Consider the following 15,717-nt stretch of genomic DNA (forward strand, 5'->3'; position numbering starts at 1 on the left):
AACCGAAAAAAAGGCCGCGATCCAAAGGATCGCGGCCTTTTTGCCTTTCAGTACAACCCGTCAGACTTCATCCAGCTCCGGCTCGTCCGCCTGTACATTCATCGTCGCCTTCACCACATCATGGCGACGGATGTACTTCCAGTCCGCCTCATCGATGTAGATCCCGTTCGGCCCGCTGCCGCCTTCCAGGTCAATCGCCACCTGGGCGGACACCTGCGGCTTCACACTGGCCAGGATCGGTACAAAGCCCAATTGCAGGCTGGTTTCCAGCAAGGCGGCCTGGTTCTTCTCATCGATATCTGCCGCTTCATCGAGGTAGTACGGCAACCGTACGCGACCGGCCTGGTCGCGGTCCATCAAGTGCAGCAACAGGTACATGTTGGTCAGTGCCTTGATGGTCATGGTGGTGCCGTTGGACGCAGCGCCGTCGATGTCGGTATGGATCACCGGCTGGCCGTTGACCTTGGTGATCTCGAACGCCAATTCGAACAAGTCCTTGAGGCCCAACTGGTTATGGTTGGCGGCTACCAGGCGAGCCAGGTATTCCTTGGCTTCTTCGTTCTTGTTGTCCTGTTCGGCGCTCTGGCTGAGGTCGAACACCGAGAGGGTCTCGCCTTCTTCATACTGACCGGCACTGTGGATGATCTGGTCGATATGCTTGAGGGCTTCCTTGTTCGGCGCCAGCACGATGCGAAAGCTCTGCAGGTTGGACACCTGGCGTTTGTTGATCTCGCGGTTGAACAACGCCAACTGGTGTTCAAGGCTGTCGTAGTCGCTGCGGATATTGCGCAGGGTACGGGCGATATCGGTGACCGCCGCACGACGTGCCTTACCAAGCGTCAACGCCTCATCGGTGCGGTGCGCATAAGCGTTGATCAGCAGCTGCAGGCGACGCTCCATGTCATCTTCGCTGTCGAACTTGGCCACGCCCTTGAGACGCACCTGGGCGTACAGCGCTTCGATCTGGCCATCGGCGCGCAGCAAGCCCTGCCAACTGTCCTGATAGTCATTGAGCAGCGGCAGCAGGTTGTCCATGGAGTCGTCGACCGGGTCCATGAATGGCGTGCCGAACGGCAGGTCCGCCGGCAAGAGCTGACGACGGCGCAAGGCGTCATCCAGCGTGCGTTGCTTGGCTTCCATATCGCCGATCTGGCGGCCGACCAATTGCAGCTTGGCCGACAGTTGCTGGACGCGCTCGGTAAAGGCATCGCTGGAACGTTTCAACTCGTCCTGGGCGGCTTCCATCTGCGCCAGGTTTTCCAGCTTCTCGCCTTCTTCGGCGCTCAGGGTCTGGGTGCGGCGGAAGTCTTCCAGGGCCTTCTGGGCATCCAGTACCTGCTGGTACAGCGCTTCGGTCTGGGTCTTGCTCGCGGCGCGGTCGGACGCCACGGCCTGCTGGGTTTTCAGTTGCTTGAGTTCTTTTTCCAGACGTTCTTTCTGGTCACGCAACGCGGCGCGGTCCGCCAGGGCTTGCAGTGCCGGCGGCTCGATGTGCGAGATGTCGATGGACAGCCCCGGCACTTCAAAGCGCTCGCCCTTGAAGCTATCGAGGATCTGCTCCAGGGATTTGACCCACTGGCCGTCTTCGTCCAGCGTGATGCCATGTTCGCCCAGCGGCAGGCTGAACAACGAGCTGTTGAACAGGCGCATCAGGCGCTCGACATCCTGCTGCGAGAACTCTTCGCGCAGCTTGGCGTAGCTGTTGTTGTCCGCGTGATCGAGCTGCTGCTTGACCGACTTCAAGCGCTTTTCCAGGTCGCGCAGGCGCTCGTCCAGGTCCTCGGCGCTGAACTGTCGCGACTGCGCCAAGGCGCCCGCCAGTTCATCGTGGGCGTCTTTGGCGGCGAGCAGTTGTTGCTCCAGCATCTTGACGTCATCCACCAGAGCAAAGCGATGCTTGAGCACCGACAACTCGCCCAACCAACGCTGGATGCCGCTGATTTCGCGCTCCAGGCGCATCAGCTCTTGGGTGCCGCCGCGCTGGTCGTTTTGCAGCGCGTCCTGCTCGTTGCGGTAGTGTTCGGCCTGGATGGTCAGCTCTTCCTTGCGCGCACTGGCGTAGTCCGACCAAGTGCCCAGCAATGAATCCAGCAGTGGCGACAGGCGATGCAGTTTGCCGCGCAGGGCGTCGCGCTGTTTCACGCCATTGGCCAAGGCTTCAACCAAGGGGCCGGCTGCCACCAGCGAGTTGTAGTCCTGCTCCATGCGTCGCACATCGCGGAAGGCTTCTTCACAGGCTGCGATGTAATCGACACTGCCCGAACGCAGGCTGTGTTCGAAGGCATCAAGGAACAGTTGCTTGAGCTTGGCCGCGGTGATTTCGCGCATGTGTAGCAGGTTGATAAACAGCGCGCGGAACGTCTTCAGGCTCTGCTCGCTGGTGGAGCGCAGCGGAATCAGGGTCAGGTCCAGCGGGATCGACGTATGCCCGCCCACCAGCAAGCGCCGCAGCTCATCAGGCTTGAGTTCGTAGGCTTTGAGGCCCTCGCGCTCAAGGTTGGTGAACAGCTCTTTCTGGCGCAGGCAGGTGTCGTTTTTCTGGTAGTGGGCCAGGTCCAGCTTGCCGGCGTAGGCAAAGAACTGGTGACCAAAGCCGCCGCCCGGGCCGCGGCCGACCACGCCGATGACGTGGGGGCCGTGGGGCAGCGAGACTTCTACCAGGATGTAGCTGGTGTCGGTGGCAAAGTAGAAGCGCCGTGATTGTTCCAGGGTGTACTTGCCGAAGCTCATGTCCGACATACGTGCCAGGATCGGGAACTGCAAGGCGTTGATCGAGGCGGATTTACCCAGGTTGTTGGCGCCGTACACCGACAGCGGTTCTTCCAGCGGGAACAAACCCAGGCTGTAACCGGCGGTGTTCAATAGGGCGAAGCGGCGGATGCCGTAGCGTTCCTTACTCATGCGTCGGTCTCCTGTTCTTCGGCAATGGCACGGGCCAGGGCATCTTCTTCGCTTTCCTCAGTGAAGGCGCTCAAATCCAGCGGGTCATCGGTCTTCAGCAGTTTCTCATCGCTGTCTTCGTCGATAATCACCGGTGCTGGCAGTGGCAGTACGCTGTGCACGCTGGCGGCGAGGTCGCGGTCTTGCTGCACCGACAGGCACACATCCAGGAAGCGGTGCATCGGCGGCAGGAAACGGTAGATACCGTTGTCTTCGCTGGCAAAACCCAGTTGGGTCATGCGGCGCATGATCTTTTCTTCGAGTTCTTCCTGGGTCTGCACCTCGGCCTGGATAAACAGGTCACGGTATTTCTCCAGCAACGAAGGCAATTCATCACGGCCCAGGCTGCCGCCGTCGAGCACGGCAACCGGGTCGCGGCCTTGGTCGGCCAGGTGTTCGACGATGATGAAAGTAAACAAGGCCAGGCGCTGGGCGGTTTTGTTCACCTGCGCGGCAGCCACGGCAGTGTCCGGCACGAAGTAATAGAAGCCGCGGGTATCGCACACCAGCTCAAAGCCCAGCGCCTTGAACAGCGTGCGGTACTGGTCCTGGAAGTTCGACAATTGCGCGTACAGCTCCGGGTCGCGGCGGCTGACGTGGTAACCCTTGAACAGCTCGCGAAAGATCGGCGCCAGTTGGGACAGTTCGGATAGATCAAGATGCATAAGGCGTGCTCGCAGAATTCTCGGTGGCATCGACGCCGGCCGGGAGCAGGGCGAAGGAGCGCAGGCTGACCTGGTGCTCGTGGGTGTGGTAATCGCGACGTTCCAGGCGCTCGCGCTTGAAGCGTTTTTCCCGGGACAGGCGCGAGAACCAGTACAGCAATTCATCGGTGGCGCCGTCCGGTTCCTGCTCCAGCAGCCAGGTCATCAGGTCCGGCATTGGCAACGCGTCTTCGCAGCGTTCAAGCATTTCCTTGACCGTACGCGGTGCGCGCGGGGCTTCGCCTTTGTGGGACTTGTGCGCCTTGGGGAAACGCGCCGGTTTCGGCTCGAAATTCGCCAAGGCGTACACATAGGCTTCGACTTGGCTGGCACTGCCCAGGAAGGTACTTTGCGGCCGCGTGAACATCGGCATCGCCGCTTGCGGCACCGCGTCCAGGCCTTTGCGGCGAATCGCCGACAGGGCCAGCGCCGCACCGCGAGTCACGGCGTTATGCCGGCGTGCTTCTTCACGCAGCGGCAGCAGCAACTCCCGTGCATGGCGCAAGGTCAGCTGGGCGCTGGTTTGCATTTCGAGAATGCGTGCGTGGGTGCGCAGCAGCATGTCGTCGTCCACCAGGTGGCCAAGACGCTGTTGCTCGGTGAGCATGCGCAGCAGCACGTTTTCCACCTTGCGCACGCCTTGCTCGAAGGCGCCGTCGGCGTTCACCAACTGGATCATCGGCTCGACGTATTCGTCCCAGGTCGCCAGTACTTCGGCGTAGCGCTGGCGCAACGGAATCTGGCGGTCGCTGGTCTTGGCGCGGTCAGCCACGGCGGCGAGGGCCTGTTCGTCGTTGGCAAGTTTTTTCAGCACGTCGCGCACGCGCATATCCAGCAGGCGCAGTTGCCGAGCCAGGTCATGGCCGTCGCGGATGTCGAAGGCGTCCTGGATATAACCGGCCAGGCGCTCCAGGTGGCGCAGGTAGGCTTCGATTTCCAGGCACAGGCCAAGCCGGTGCTCCTTGCGAAGATAGGCGAGGAAGTCGTGGATCTGCGCGTTGAGCTCGAAACGGTTCGGGCTCTTGGCGACAGGCACCAGGATATCCAGGCGAATCCACACGTCCAGCAGGCTGGTGATGTCCTGGGGCGTGCTGTCCAGTTGTTGGGCGGCCAATTGCGCGCGCAGCTCGCCCAGGCTCAGGGTGCCTTGGTCGAAGTGTTCGCACAGAGGCTCAAGTAAGGCCCAGTGTTCGGCGAGGGCGCGCAGGACGCGCTTGGGTTCGATCATGGGAATGGCCGGCTGGTTGGCGATTAAAAGTCGCGATTGTACTGCATCAGGCGCGGGATTTATCCACAGCCGGTCAGTGCGCAGTGGGCGATTGTGGCCGAACAGCGGTAGAATCCCCGCTCTTTACTTATCCACAAGTGGCCGAGCTGTGCTTATCGAGTCCCGACGTCGCGCTTACTTGACCGCCATGCAGGTGGTCAACTGGCTGCCCCGCACCGAACTGCCGTTTGCCGCACCATCGCGGCCCGAGTTGTTGCAGGCGCTTGAGCCCTACGAGGCGTTCGAGTCGTCGGGAGAAGAGGCGGCCGCGCCCGTGGCGGTGGTCAAACCCACCCCAGAGACGCGCCCGGCGGTCGAGCGGGCCAAGATCGAAGTGCCGCGCCCTGCGCCGGCGACCAAGGCTGCCAAGGTGGTGGAGGAGGCTGCGCCGGTGGCCAAGGCGCCCGTGGTGCCGCCGCCACGCTTTGCCCTGCAATTGCTGCGGGCCGGGCGTTGCCTGTTGCTGGTGGAACTGCCGACCGGCGAGCGTTTCCAGTCCCGCGACCCGGCCTACCTGTTGCTCAAGGACATGCTGCGCGCCGCCGGCCTGCCTGACAGTCCTCAGATAGTCGGTGAGCCGGTGCGCTGGCCGCTGCTGGTGCGCGGCACCATGGACCAGGGCCCGGAGGCCGCACGAGATTTCGTCCAGGGGTTTGTCTCGGCACGCCTGGAAGACGAGCCCTGCGTGTGCCTGTGGCTGATTGGCCTGCCCGCCGTGCGGTTTGCCGGTGAAGCCAACGCCGAGGCCTGGTACCGCGAGCTGCAGGTTGAAGGCCTGGGTTCGGTGTGGGCCCTGCCGGGCCTGGAATTATTAATGGAAGAGCCACAGCGTAAGGCTGATGTCTGGCAAGCCATGCGCCGGCTGATGGCGCGCTGGAAAACAACTGATGAGTGAGGCTTTATCCTTTCGCCCGATGACCGAGGCCGACCTCGACGCCGTGCTGAAAATCGAATACGCGGCGTTCAGCCACCCCTGGACCCGCGGGATTTTTCTCGACGGGCTGGGCAAGTACCAGATCTGGCTGATGTTCGAAGGCGAGCAGCAAGTGGGGCATGGGGTGGTGCAGATCATCCTCGATGAAGCGCACCTGCTGAACATTACCGTGAAACCGGAAAACCAGGGCCGTGGCCTGGGCCTGGCGCTGCTGGAGCATTTGATGTCGCGCGCCTATGCCGCCAATGCGCGAGAATGCTTCCTCGAAGTGCGGGACAGCAATACCGGCGCGTGTCGCCTGTATGAGCGTTATGGCTTCAACGAGATCGGCCGTCGCCGGGATTACTACCCCGCTGTGGGTGGCCGCGAAGATGCAGTCGTGATGGCCTGCACCCTGGTTGATTAAATACACAGCCCCCTATGTGCAGAGCCTCTGTGGGAGCCGGGCTTGCCCGCGATGACAGACACCCGGTTTTCAAGTAACACCGCAGTGATACCATCGCAGGCAAGCCAGCTCCCATAGGGTCAGCGCTTGCCGTTCAGTGGGTCCAGATCAGCCAGTTCCGCCTCATCCAGCCCACTCCCGCCGCCAATGTCATTTTCTCCCACGACGCTCAAGTCATAGTCGGCGGCATTGTCTTCGCCTTCCTCCTGCGCATCTCGTGCGCCGTCCTCACGGATCAGCGTCTGCGGGCTCATATCGTCATCGGTGGATTCATGATCATCCGTCGAAGCGCCGGTCAGCCCGGCTTCGCGCACCCGTTCGTCGGGCATCAGATGGTCGCGCTCACGGCGCGGCAGCTCGTCGCCGATTTCCGCAGTCTGGTCCTGCTCGTCAAAATCAAGCTCGCGCATCTCACCCATGCGGTCTTCGTTGTCATCGATCGGTTCCGGCTGTGTTGCGCCATAGGGACGTCGTGATTCAGTCATGGCCAATCCTCATACTGTGGGGCTTATAGTGTGTGGACAGGCATGGCAGCCAAAAAATTCAAGCTAATTAGCGCCTGGCGTGACCCGGACGAGGGCTTGTCAGTCACAAACCTGCGCATCATTCCTGAGGCTTCCCTGATGAACGAACTACAAGACCTGCTTGATAACAACGAACGCTGGGCGGATGCGATCAAACAGGAAGATCCCGAATTCTTCGCCAAGCTCGCCCGCCAGCAGACCCCGGAATACCTGTGGATCGGCTGTTCCGATGCCCGTGTACCGGCCAACGAGATCGTCGGCATGTTGCCTGGTGACCTGTTCGTGCACCGCAACGTCGCCAACGTGGTGCTGCACACTGACCTCAACTGCCTGTCGGTGATCCAGTACGCGGTGGACGTGCTCAAGGTCAAACACATCCTCGTCACTGGCCACTACGGCTGTGGTGGCGTGCGTGCGTCGATGCAGGACCGTCAGTTCGGCTTGATCGATGGCTGGCTGCGCACCATTCGCGACCTTTACTACGAAAACCGCGATGTGCTGGCCCAGTTGCCGACCGAAGAAGAGCGCGTGGACCGCATGTGCGAACTCAACGTGATCCAGCAGGTGGCCAACGTCGGCCACACCAGCATTGTGCAAAATGCCTGGCACCGTGGGCAGAGCCTGTCGATCCATGGCTGCATCTATGGCATCAAGGACGGCCGCTGGAAGAGTTTGAACACCACCATCAGTGGCTTCGAGCAACTGCCGCCGCAATACCGCCTGCGTCCGTTGGGCGAAGCCTAGAGCCGTTTGTTTTCGTGCCACCAGGCCAGGCCTTGGGCGTTCAACGGCTCTTTGCTGCCGGTGATCCAACCCCGGCAGTTCAGCTCGCCGCAATGGCAAGCGAACTGCCGGTACAGCGCGTCTTCGGTTATGGCGTAATCCAGGGTCAGCAGGCTGCCTGCGGTAATGGTGTTCAGGGTCCATAGTTCCATGTACGTGGTGTCCAGGAGCACGTTGGGCTTGCAGGAGTGCCGTATCAGGCCGCAGAACCAGCTATCGTACAAGTGGATACGCGACGACAGTTGCAGCGTATGCGAGCGGCGCTCGCTGACTGCGTAGCCTGAAACCAGGGCGATGCGTACTCGACTGTCAAAGTCGATGCGCGCCTTGATTCCACCCCTCTTGCCATTAGGGTATCGCACGACCTTGAATTGTGCGGTCGAGGGGTAACCCTGTTCCACCTGCAGCGTCTCAAAGGGATAGAGGCCGTCATTCACAGCCGCTTTAGCCTTATCCATGGCTCGAGTTTTCATCACTCTCCTGAACGGGGCTGCATGGACCTGCGGACCTGGCGGCCAGTCTTGCAGCAAATGGGCGCGGCCCAAGATTCGCCGAAGTGGGATCCGATTTCTACTGTCAAAGTTGACAGTAGAAACGGTTTATTCACCTTAAAGCGCAGGGGCCGTGACGGTGGGGGCGGGGGCGGCATTTCTCAGCTGTTTCAACTGCGCCTTGATGGGCGCTGTGGCGCACTTGGCGTTGGCCTGCTCGGGTGTCAGGTGGCGCACCGAGGTGTAGAACAACTCACACGTCTGCTCCTTGCGCGTGACCTGCCACGTGTTCTGGCAGGCCTTGAGCAATACATTGGCATCGCTGGCGGGCTTCTGGCCCATGCCGGCTTGCCAGCAGGCGGCGCTCAAGTCCTGGCCCATCACTTTCAAGCCGGCGTCGTCGGCTTTTTGCTCGTCACCGTCATAGCTGTCGGGGCTGGCGGCATACCAAATGTAGCTGGGGTGGTTGGCGCCCAATACCGCGACGGTTTTGCCAGGCTCCGGGCTGATCTGCGCCAGGCTCAGCACGCCCACGGTTTGCCCGTATTGTTGCTGGATCCAGCTACGCACCGGCGCGCCGAAGGCCACCATCGGCAATGCGCCGCCAGGGCGCAGGCTCAGCTCCTTGACCATGCGGGTCTGGTAGTCGGTGAAATACCCGTAGACGGTTTCCAGGTCTTTGCCGGCATTGGACGGCGCAGCGATGGGCGCGATATCGATGATGGTCTGGTACGCCGGCGTTTCCGTGGCCGGTACGCCATTTTCGCTTAACAAGGTGGCCCAGCGGTCGGTGGTGGCCGATTCCAGGTAATCCTGAGCCTGGGTCAGCGAGTAATCCGGAGGGAAGTGCAACAGCTCAATGCTTTTGCGGTTTTCCAAGGCCATGCCTAACGGCAGGAACAGGTACCAGTTGTAGGCCCATTTGCCATCGCTGTTGAGCTGGCGCGCACCTTGGTAAGCCAGGTCGGCGGTATTGAGCAGCGTGGTCAGTGGCTGGCCGTAACCGTCTGGCACGCCGCTGAAGGTCGCCATGACCTGACCGTCGTGGGTCTTCACACTGACCTTGGCCCGGCTGTAACCATCACGTTGCAGGCTCTGGTTCAAATAGTGTTCGGCGGTCTGCTCCAGTGACCATGGCCGAAAGCAGATCACGTTGCAGTTATTGGGGTACGCGAACAACTGGGTGACGCGCTGCGTGCTGCCCAGTGGCACCTCGATGTCGGCCTGTACGACCGCACTCGCCAGTAGTGCGGCGAGGGTGAAGGACAGCCTGGTCGGTTTAAACATAGTCAATTCCTTGTCAGCGAAGCCCGTCTGCGCGGGATGGAAGCCCACCTGCACACAGTAGCGGCTGACCAGGAAAATCGCGTGTTAAATCGCCCGGCATGTCGTTATTGGATAAGCCCCTACAGGCTGAACTGCAGAGCATTGCTCAGATCGCCCATGGGCTTCTGGCCGCGCGCGATCATCGCGTCATCACGCTGCTTGAGGCCGTCCAGGGTCTCCAATTGGAACACCCGGGTGATCAAACGCAGGATCGATGCCGTGTCGTACACCGTATGGTCCACCGTGCCTTTGCGGGCAAACGGCGACACCACCAGCGCCGGAACCCGCGAGCCTGGGCCCCAGCGGTCACCCTGGGGCGGCGCCACGTGGTCCCACCAGCCGCCGTTTTCATCCACGGTCACCACCACCACCATGTTTTTCCACTGCGGGCTTTCTTGCAGCACCTTCAAGGCGCGGGCGATATGGCGGTCGCCCGAGGCCACGTCGGCATAACCGGCGTGCATGTTCAGGTTGCCCTGGGGTTTGTAGAAGCTCACGGCGGGCAGCTTGCCGGTCTGGGCGTCGGCGAAGAACCGGTTGGTGCTCGACTCGTCGCCCAAGCCACCGTCGCGCAAGCGCTTGGCACGTTCTGCGGGGTTTTGCGGCCCTTGCTGTTTGAAGTAATTGAACGGCTGGTGGTGGTACTGGAAATTCGGGATCTTGGGGATGCCGCCGGAGTCCTTGAACTGCTCCAGGGTGGCTTGCCACGCACCGGCGTACCAGGCCCAGTCGATGTTCTTCTTCGACAGCTTGTCGCCAATATGCTCGTGGGTTTGCGGCACCAGCACATTGGGCAGGTCGGGCTTGGAATAATCCGGGTTCTGCGGGTCGCGGATCCAGGTGGGCCAGTAGGGCGGGGCCAGGGTGTTTACCCCGTAACCATCGGGTGTCAGTGCGCTGGGGCCGAATTGCGGCGGGCCGGACATGGCGCTGGCCGGTGACGTGTCCAAGGGTTTGAGGCGTGTGCCGCGAGGGTCATCGCTTTGCAGCGTGGCGATCTGCGCTTTGGCCACCGACTGCGCGGCATTGGGATAAAACGGCGCGGTGGCGCTGATCAGGTACTGGTGGTTAAGGAACGAGCCACCAAACGCGCCCTGGAAGAAGTTATCGCACAGCACAAACTCCTTGGCCACGTCCCACAGGCGCAGGGCATAACGGCTTTGGGCGTAATGGCCCATCACCAGCCCACCGGAATCGCCCCAGGCGACAAAACCATCATTCTTGCCGCCGTTGATCTGCATCTGGTTCTGGTAGAACACGTGCCACAGGTCGCGAGTCACCAGGCTCAATGGCAGGTCTTCGCCCTGCGGGCCTTTGAGGGCGAACGGCGCGTTGGGCAGGTTTTGCTGGAATTGCACTTCGCTGGGGTAAGTCACCCCGTCCACCGTTTGTGGGCCGACCTGCAACACACCGCCCCAGCTCGGTGGCAGAGCAGGCAATACGCTGCCATCGCGGTCGCGCTGCTGGAAGTCCTTGGCGGTTAACGCCGACAGCGGTTTCTCCACCCCGGGGAAATCTGCGAACAGGTTGTTGAAGCTGCGGTTCTCGGCGTAGATCACCACCACGGTCTTCACCTGCTCGCGCAATGCCTTATCCAACTCCTGAGGCGTGAGCGGCCGGGTCACGGGTGGGCTCGGTGCTTCGCTGGTATTGCCGCAGGCACTCAAAGTCGCACCCACGCCCAACACCGCCGCACCGCCGAGGAAGCGCCGGCGGCTGGTGTCTACCGTCGGTTGGATGGCGGAATCGGAGGAGGGAAGGTCTTCGTGCTCATCACTCATTGCGGGGGAGTCCTTGGCGAGATGTTGCAAGATATTTCGCAGGACGGTAGCAACGGAATGTGACGGAACAAAGACAGGTTTAAGAGCGCTACAAAACAAACTGTGGGAGCGGGCTTGCTCGCGAATGCGATGGATCAGTTAATGAATCCGCTGACTGACACTCCGCATTCTCGAGCAAGCCCGCACCGACCCCTTTTAAGGCATCACAGGCGGCAAATACTTCAGCGTCGTCCCCAACGCCCACAGCAAAAACAACACCAGCGGCGTATGCACCAGCAACTGCACAAACGAAAACCCGATCAAATCCCGCGCCTTCAGCCCCAGCACACCCAGCAACGGCAACATATAAAACGGGTTGATCAAGTTCGGCAGCGCCTCGGCGGCGTTGTAGATCTGCACCGCCCAGCCCAGGTGGTATTGCAGGTCATTGGCCACTTGCATCACATACGGCGCTTCGATGATCCACTTGCCGCCACCCGAGGGGATGAAGAAGCCCAGCACTGCCGAGTACACACCCATCAGCAGGGCGTAGGTGTCGTGTGAGGCGATGGAGGTGAAGAACGTCGAGATGTGGTGCGCCAGGGTCTGGCCGTCGCCGCCCTTGACTACCGTCATCAGCGCGGCGATCGAACCGTACAGCGGGAACTGGATCAGCACGCCGGTGGTGGTCGGCACCGCACGGGCCACGGCATCGAGGAAGCTGCGTGGGCGCCAGTGCAGCAGCGCGCCCACCATGATGAACAGGAAGTTATAGGTATTGAGCCCCGAGATGGCGCTGATCGCCGGCTTGGTCGAGAACTCATGGAACAGCCAGCCGGCCGCCAGCAACGCCAGCAGAATCGTCAGCAACGGGCTGTGTTCCAGCCATTCACCGGGGCGCGTCGGCGCCTGCGGCTTGGGCAGGTTGAAGGCCGGGTCAATGCCGCAGGCCTTGGCATCCCGGGCGCTGTTGGGGCCAGGCGCGGTGGCGTAGGCGATGATCAGCGACACTACGATCAGCGCCAGCAACAGCACGCCGGATTGCCACAAAAAAATGGTCTCGGTGAACGGGATCATCCCAGTGATCGACAGGATCGACGGCGGCAAGCTGGCCGGGTTGGCCTGCAACTGCGCGGCCGACGACGACAGCCCCAGCGCCCATACGGCACCCAGACCCAGGTACGCCGCAGCGCCAGCGGCGCGGTAGTCCATGCGCAAGTCCGTGCGCCGGGCCAATGCCCTTACCAACAAACCGCCGAACACCAGGGACAGGCCCCAGTTAAGCAATGAAGCCACCATGGAAATCAACGCCACCCAGGCCACGGCCGAACGGCCATTCTTGGGAATACGTGCCAGGCGGTCGATCAACTTCACTGCCGGCGGTGAACTGGCGACCACGTAACCGCCGATCACCACAAAGGCCATCTGCATGGTGAACGGGATCAGGCTCCAGAACCCATCGCCAAATGCCTTGGCCGCTTCGGCCGGTGCGGCGCCCATGCCCAGGGTCGCCACGGCGACGATGATCACGGCAAGGGCGGCAAATACCCAGGAGTCAGGAAACCAGCGCTCGGCGAAGTTGGAGCAACGCAGGGCAAATCGGGCATAGCGGCTGTCTTCGATAGCATCGGCCACGAGTCTTTCCTCTTGTAGTTATTATGGGGTTTGGCAGTTTTACGGCATGTTCCTCTACGGCCATTGATTTGGGAATGTAGTTATCTTCAACGATCAATGAGGAAAACAAATATATCCGCCGCGATTGCCATCGATGGGCTCAGCTCATAACCTGCACGCCATTTTGTTTGTCTGCCGAGCCTGCACATGACTGCCACCTTTTCCCCACGGGCGCAGCGTTTTTCCCGCTCCGACTACAAAACCCTGGGCCTGGCCGCCTTGGGTGGAGCCCTGGAAATCTACGACTTCATTATCTTCGTGTTCTTTGCGCTGACCCTCAGCCAACTGTTCTTCCCCCCAGAAATGCCCGAGTGGCTGCGCCTGCTGCAAAGCTTTGGCATCTTCGTCACCGGTTACCTCGCCCGTCCACTGGGCGGCATCCTGATGGCGCACTTTGCAGACCACCTGGGACGCAAGCGCGTCTTCAGCCTGAGCATTCTCATGATGGCCTTGCCCTGCCTGCTGATCGGCGTCATGCCGACCTATGCGCAAATCGGCTATTTCGCCCCGCTGATCCTGCTGGCGCTGCGCGTGCTGCAAGGCGCAGCGGTGGGCGGCGAAGTGCCCAGCGCCTGGACCTTCGTCGCCGAGCACGCACCGCGTCACCATCGTGGCTATGCCTTGGGTTTTTTGCAGGCCGGCCTGACCTTCGGTTACCTGCTGGGGGCGCTGACCGCCACCTTGCTCGCGCAAGTCTTCAGCCCCGCCGAAATCCTCGACTACGCCTGGCGCTTCCCCTTCCTGCTCGGCGGCGTATTCGGCGTGATCGGCGTATGGCTGCGCCGCTGGCTCAGCGAGACCCCGGTATTCCTAGAGATGCAGGCGCGTCGCCAAGCCGCCGCCGAAATGCCCTTGCGCACCGTGCTGCGCGACCATCGCGCCGTGCTGCTGCCGGCGATGATCCTCACCTGCGTGCTGACGTCTGCTGTGGTGGTGCTGGTGGTCATCACCCCGACCATGATGCAGAAAACCTTCGGCATGAGCCCCAGCCACACCTTCGCTCTGAGTGCCCTGGGCATCGTCTTCCTGAATATCGGCTGCGTCCTCGCCGGCCTGCTGGTGGACCGCATCGGCGCGTGGCGCGCGGTATTGGTCTACAGCCTGTTGCTGCCGGTGGGCATTGCGCTGCTGTACGCCAGCCTGATCGCCGGCGGCGTGTGGCTCGGCGCGGCGTATGCCGTGGCGGGCCTGAGTTGCGGCGTGGTGGGCGCGGTGCCGTCGGTGATGGTCGGGCTGTTTCCGGCGCAGGTGCGGGTGTCGGGCATTTCCTTCACCTACAACATTGCCTACGCACTCTGGGCAAGTACTACACCGTTGTTGTTGATCGCGCTGATGCCAACCAGCCCGTGGATCTGCGTGGGGTATTGCGTGGTGATGGGGGCGGTTGGGGTAGCGAGTGTGGCGCTGTTTGGCAAGCGCCACACCTTGGCCGCCTGAGGGTCAGGTCAGGAAGTGCCAGAGCAACAAGGTACCCGCCAACCCAACCACCGAAACAATCGTCTGCAGCACCGACCACACCCAGATCGTCTGCTTCAACTGCAAGCCAAAGTACTCACGCACCATCCAGAACCCGGCGTCGTTGACGTGGCAGAAGAACACCGAGCCGGCGCCGATGGCCAGGGCGACCAATGAGCTTTGAGTCGCCGCCAACCCGGCCATCATCGGCGCGAGGATGCCGGCGGTCGTGGTGGTGGCCACGGTGGCCGAACCGGTGGCCTGGCGCAGGGCCACGGCGATCAGCCAGGCCAGCAGCAGGTAGGGCATGTGCGCGCCTTCGGCGACTTTGCTGATGGTCTGGCTGACGCCGGCGTCCAGCAGGGTTTGCTTGAGGCCGCCGCCGGCGCCGATGGTCAGCAGCAGTACGGCGATAGGCGCCAGGGCTTTGCGCAGGGTGTTGCCGACGTCGGCGCGTGGCATGCCCGCCGCCCAACCCAGGCAGACGACCGCGGCGATTACGGCCAGGCCGAGGGCGACCAGCGGTTCACCGAGGAATTTCAAGGTCAGGGCGAGGGTGCTTTCCGGCGCCAACGCGACTTTGGCCAAGGTGCTGCCGAGCATCAGGATCACCGGCAACAGAATGATCAGCAATGACACACCGAAGCTCGGCTGGCGCGGGGCCTTGGGCGGTGCGCTGAACAAGGCGCCGATATCCGCCGGTTCATCCACGTGCAGGCGCTTGGACAGCCAGTTGCCATACAGCGGCCCTGCCAGGATCACGGCCGGCACCGCCAGGCAAAAGCCCAGCAACATGGTCAGGCCCAGGTCGGCGTGCAATGCGCCCACGGCGATCAGCGGCCCCGGATGCGGCGGCATCAAGGCATGCAGGGTGGTCATGCCCGCCAGCGCAGGGATGGCGATTTTCAGCAATGGCTGGTTTGAACGCTTGGCCATCACAAAGATGATCGGCACCATCATCACCAGGCCCACTTCGAAGAACAGCGGCAGGCCGATCACCATGGCAACCAACGCCATCACCCAGGGCAATGACTTGCCTTTGCCCAGCCCGAGCAACGTGGTGGCAATACGGTCGGCCGCGCCGGATTCGGCCATCAGCGCGCCGAGCATCGCACCCAGGGCAATGATGATCCCGGCTTCGCCGAGAATCGCCCCGGCGCCTTTACTGAACGCCTTTGCCACTTCTTCCGGCGGCAGGCCGGCGCCGACCCCGGCGATAAAGGTGCCGATCAAAATCGACAGGAAGGGCGGCAGTTTGGTCGCGCTGATTAGCACAATGATGCTGGCGATCGCCAACAGCACGCAGAGCATGAGGCGGGTGTCGTGAACCATCCACGCGGCAGTCGATAACTCCAAGACGGGACTCCTTATCGAGCAGGTTGGCTAATATGTTTCTTTTTGTTTCAGCCTGAAA

General features: G+C 61.9%; 13 protein-coding genes. 4 read left to right on the plus strand and 9 right to left on the minus strand.

What is annotated here, in order from left to right; genetic code table 11:
* Positions 1 to 60: 60 nt before the first annotated feature.
* Genes mksF through mksB form a run of 3 tightly spaced genes read right to left on the minus strand, consistent with a single transcriptional unit; the run spans position 61 to position 4,872 of the window.
* Entirely contained in the window at positions 61 to 2,901 is a 2,841-nt protein-coding gene (gene mksF, locus RHM69_RS24565; RefSeq protein ID WP_060766653.1) for an Mks condensin complex protein MksF, read from the minus strand.
* On the minus strand, positions 2,898 to 3,605 hold the full coding sequence (gene mksE, locus RHM69_RS24570; protein WP_014716783.1) for an Mks condensin complex protein MksE: 708 nt from the start codon (positions 3,603 to 3,605) through the stop codon (positions 2,898 to 2,900). Before mksE ends, mksF begins: the two co-directional genes overlap by 4 nt.
* Positions 3,595 to 4,872, minus strand: a complete 1,278-nt coding sequence (gene mksB, locus RHM69_RS24575) for an Mks condensin complex protein MksB (RefSeq protein WP_014716784.1) — start codon at positions 4,870 to 4,872, stop codon at positions 3,595 to 3,597. The genes mksE and mksB overlap by 11 nt, the downstream gene beginning before the upstream one ends.
* A 187-nt stretch (positions 4,873 to 5,059) precedes the next feature.
* Here mksB and RHM69_RS24580 point away from each other — a divergent pair, with 187 nt between their 5' ends.
* Positions 5,060 to 5,806 (plus strand): hypothetical protein, encoded by a 747-nt coding sequence (locus RHM69_RS24580; protein WP_014716785.1) that lies wholly within the window; start codon positions 5,060 to 5,062, stop codon positions 5,804 to 5,806.
* Entirely contained in the window at positions 5,799 to 6,251 is a 453-nt protein-coding gene (gene rimI, locus RHM69_RS24585) for a ribosomal protein S18-alanine N-acetyltransferase (protein WP_200600745.1), read from the plus strand. The genes RHM69_RS24580 and rimI overlap by 8 nt, the downstream gene beginning before the upstream one ends.
* 119 nt (positions 6,252 to 6,370) lie before the next feature.
* Here the strand turns inward: rimI and RHM69_RS24590 are convergent, their stop codons facing one another.
* Complete coding sequence (locus tag RHM69_RS24590; RefSeq protein ID WP_014716786.1) at positions 6,371 to 6,775, minus strand: hypothetical protein; 405 nt, start codon at positions 6,773 to 6,775, stop codon at positions 6,371 to 6,373.
* A gap of 138 nt (positions 6,776 to 6,913) precedes the next feature.
* Here RHM69_RS24590 and can point away from each other — a divergent pair, with 138 nt between their 5' ends.
* Complete coding sequence (gene can / locus RHM69_RS24595) at positions 6,914 to 7,558, plus strand: carbonate dehydratase (protein WP_003188288.1); 645 nt, start codon at positions 6,914 to 6,916, stop codon at positions 7,556 to 7,558.
* Here the strand turns inward: can and RHM69_RS24600 are convergent.
* The 4 genes from RHM69_RS24600 to RHM69_RS24615 all read right to left on the minus strand — a co-directional run bounded on the left by RHM69_RS24600 (position 7,555) and on the right by RHM69_RS24615 (position 12,809).
* On the minus strand, positions 7,555 to 8,070 hold the full coding sequence (locus tag RHM69_RS24600; RefSeq protein ID WP_014716787.1) for a hypothetical protein: 516 nt from the start codon (positions 8,068 to 8,070) through the stop codon (positions 7,555 to 7,557). The two genes, can and RHM69_RS24600, sit on opposite strands and share 4 nt — an antisense overlap.
* A 135-nt stretch (positions 8,071 to 8,205) precedes the next feature.
* On the minus strand, positions 8,206 to 9,375 hold the full coding sequence (locus tag RHM69_RS24605; RefSeq protein WP_200600743.1) for a hypothetical protein: 1,170 nt from the start codon (positions 9,373 to 9,375) through the stop codon (positions 8,206 to 8,208).
* Positions 9,376 to 9,494: 119 nt separating this feature from the next.
* Positions 9,495 to 11,195: an acid phosphatase gene (gene acpA / locus RHM69_RS24610; protein ID WP_200600740.1), complete on the minus strand. Its 1,701-nt coding sequence runs from the start codon at positions 11,193 to 11,195 to the stop codon at positions 9,495 to 9,497.
* A gap of 195 nt (positions 11,196 to 11,390) precedes the next feature.
* Positions 11,391 to 12,809, minus strand: a complete 1,419-nt coding sequence (locus RHM69_RS24615) for a short-chain fatty acid transporter (RefSeq protein ID WP_003188294.1) — start codon at positions 12,807 to 12,809, stop codon at positions 11,391 to 11,393.
* 186 nt (positions 12,810 to 12,995) lie between these two features.
* Here RHM69_RS24615 and RHM69_RS24620 point away from each other — a divergent pair, with 186 nt between their 5' ends.
* Positions 12,996 to 14,285, plus strand: a complete 1,290-nt coding sequence (locus tag RHM69_RS24620; RefSeq protein WP_014716790.1) for an MFS transporter — start codon at positions 12,996 to 12,998, stop codon at positions 14,283 to 14,285.
* A gap of 3 nt (positions 14,286 to 14,288) precedes the next feature.
* Here the strand turns inward: RHM69_RS24620 and RHM69_RS24625 are convergent, their stop codons facing one another.
* Entirely contained in the window at positions 14,289 to 15,659 is a 1,371-nt protein-coding gene (locus RHM69_RS24625; protein WP_014716791.1) for a gluconate:H+ symporter, read from the minus strand.
* Between the last annotated feature and the right edge of the window lie 58 nt (positions 15,660 to 15,717).

The organism is Pseudomonas sp. CCI1.1, from assembly GCF_034348165.1.
In the GTDB taxonomy this organism is placed as follows: Bacteria; Pseudomonadota; Gammaproteobacteria; order Pseudomonadales; family Pseudomonadaceae; genus Aquipseudomonas; species Aquipseudomonas paracarnis.

Bases quoted from the DNA above. Each gene is read 5' to 3' on its own strand.
- mksF (WP_060766653.1), bottom strand. From the start codon at position 2,901: ATGAGTAAGGAACGCTACGGCATCCGCCGCTTCGCCCTATTGAACACC.
- mksE (WP_014716783.1), bottom strand. From the start codon at position 3,605: ATGCATCTTGATCTATCCGAACTGTCCCAACTGGCGCCGATCTTTCGC.
- mksB (WP_014716784.1), bottom strand. From the start codon at position 4,872: ATGATCGAACCCAAGCGCGTCCTGCGCGCCCTCGCCGAACACTGGGCC.
- RHM69_RS24580 (WP_014716785.1), top strand. From the start codon at position 5,060: ATGCAGGTGGTCAACTGGCTGCCCCGCACCGAACTGCCGTTTGCCGCA.
- rimI (WP_200600745.1), top strand. From the start codon at position 5,799: ATGAGTGAGGCTTTATCCTTTCGCCCGATGACCGAGGCCGACCTCGAC.
- RHM69_RS24590 (WP_014716786.1), bottom strand. From the start codon at position 6,775: ATGACTGAATCACGACGTCCCTATGGCGCAACACAGCCGGAACCGATC.
- can (WP_003188288.1), top strand. From the start codon at position 6,914: ATGAACGAACTACAAGACCTGCTTGATAACAACGAACGCTGGGCGGAT.
- RHM69_RS24600 (WP_014716787.1), bottom strand. From the start codon at position 8,070: ATGAAAACTCGAGCCATGGATAAGGCTAAAGCGGCTGTGAATGACGGC.
- RHM69_RS24605 (WP_200600743.1), bottom strand. From the start codon at position 9,375: ATGTTTAAACCGACCAGGCTGTCCTTCACCCTCGCCGCACTACTGGCG.
- acpA (WP_200600740.1), bottom strand. From the start codon at position 11,195: ATGAGTGATGAGCACGAAGACCTTCCCTCCTCCGATTCCGCCATCCAA.
- RHM69_RS24620 (WP_014716790.1), top strand. From the start codon at position 12,996: ATGACTGCCACCTTTTCCCCACGGGCGCAGCGTTTTTCCCGCTCCGAC.